Annotated in this window: 1 protein-coding gene and 1 pseudogene; one reads left to right on the plus strand and one right to left on the minus strand. The window is 73.6% G+C overall.

The window, feature by feature from the left end:
* Nucleotides 1-279: 279 nt before the first annotated feature.
* Nucleotides 280-1143 carry a formate dehydrogenase accessory sulfurtransferase FdhD gene (gene fdhD / locus GUY61_RS38150; protein WP_166634869.1) on the minus strand — a complete coding sequence of 288 codons (864 nt, stop codon included), beginning with the start codon at nucleotides 1141-1143 and terminating at the stop codon, nucleotides 280-282.
* Nucleotides 1144-1491: 348 nt separating this feature from the next.
* On the opposite strand from fdhD, the pseudogene GUY61_RS38155 reads away from it, so the two are divergent.
* Nucleotides 1492-1650, plus strand: a pseudogene (locus GUY61_RS38155) (mannose-6-phosphate isomerase, class I); the annotation flags it as partial.

Below are 1650 nucleotides of genomic sequence, written 5' to 3' on the forward strand. Positions count from 1 at the left end.
GGCCCCGCCCTGCCCGCACGCCCTGCCGGGCGTGCGGGCGGTGGGCCGGTCCGGCACGGCTCACGTCCTGCCGGGCGCGGGGCGATGCGGCCTCCGGCACGGTCGTCACGCCGTGCCGGGCCTGTCCTGGCGTGCGGATGCCAGTACCGATGCCGACGGCATGGCCGTGGACCACCCGCCCCATGGCCGACGGCGCAGAGGGGCGGTACCGGCCGGCCCACGGGGCGCTCCCTCCCGCCGGTCCCTGGCCCGTGTGGCAGTTGGTGTGGCCGCCAGGGGTCAGCCCTGGACGGCCGCGGCCTCCAGGGCGATGCGGTGCTCGCCCGCGTACACGTTCATGGAGGAGCCGCGCAGGAAGCCGACCAGCGTCAGGCCGGTCTCGGCGGCCAGGTCGACGGCCAGGGAGGAGGGCGCGGACACCGCCGCCAGCACCGGTATGCCCGCCATCACCGCCTTCTGCGCCAGTTCGAAGGAGGCGCGCCCCGACACCAGAAGCACGTTCCTGGACAGCGGCAGCCGCCCCTGCTGGAGCGCCCGTCCGACCAGCTTGTCGACCGCGTTGTGCCGGCCCACGTCCTCCCGTACGTCGATCAGCTCCCCGTCCTCGGTGAACAGTGCTGCCGCGTGCAGGCCCCCGGTCCGGTCGAAGACGCGCTGGGCCGCGCGCAGCCGGTCGGGCAGGCAGGTGAGCAGTTCCGGGGCGAGCCGGACCGGGGGAGCGGTGCCGTTGTCCGTGTCGTCGATCGGGAAGCGGGCCGTGGTGCGGACGGCGTCGAGGCCGGCCTTGCCGCACAGTCCGCAGGATGACGTCGTGTAGACGTTCCGCTCCAGGGTGATGTCGGGCACCGGGACGCCCGGCGCGAGCGTCACGTCCACGACGTTGTACGTGTTGGAGCCCTCCGCCGTCGCCCCGGCGCAGTACACGATGTTGGCGAGTTCCGACGCCGAGCCGAGCACGCCCTCGCTGACCAGGAACCCGGCGGCGAGCGCGAAGTCGTCACCGGGCGTGCGCATGGTGACGGCGAGGGGCTTGCCGCCCAGCCGTATCTCCAGCGGCTCCTCCGCGACCAGGGTGTCCGGGCGGGTGCTGACGGCTCCGTCCCTGATGCGGATGACTCGGCGGCGCTCGGTGACCCGTCCCATGTTCATCAATCCCGGTTCTGTATGTGGCGACAGCCGAAACGACCCTTGATGCAGAGACTGCCATGGGTCACGGGGCTGCCGTGCGGTGAGGTGACCCGGCGATCTCCTTGTTCCGCACGTGCGGCGTGAGTGCGCGGCGCGCACCGCGGCCGGCGCGCGCGGCGGTGATGCGCCGTCCGAGCGGCCCTGTTCCCGGGTACCCGCCTCGCGCATGTCGAACTCGCTCTCGGAACCGCGCGCCCGTCGGGCACACCTCGATGCGGTTTCCGCAGAATACGAGTGCGGATCGGTCGGCGGAGCACCGTGCCCGGTGGCGATCCGGGCGGTCGGCGGAGCACCGGGCCCGGTGGCGATCCGGGCGTCGGAACCGCGGCACGCGACGGCGAGGCCCTGTACCTCGGCGCGGGCGTCCCGCACGCCTACCTGGGCGGCCTCGGCGTCGAGATCATGGCCAACTCCGACAACGTGCTGCGCTGCGGGCTCACCCCCAAGCACGTCGACGTTCCC

The sequence above is a fragment of the Streptomyces sp. GC420 genome, assembly GCF_009916105.1.
Classification (GTDB): domain Bacteria; phylum Actinomycetota; class Actinomycetes; order Streptomycetales; family Streptomycetaceae; genus Streptomyces.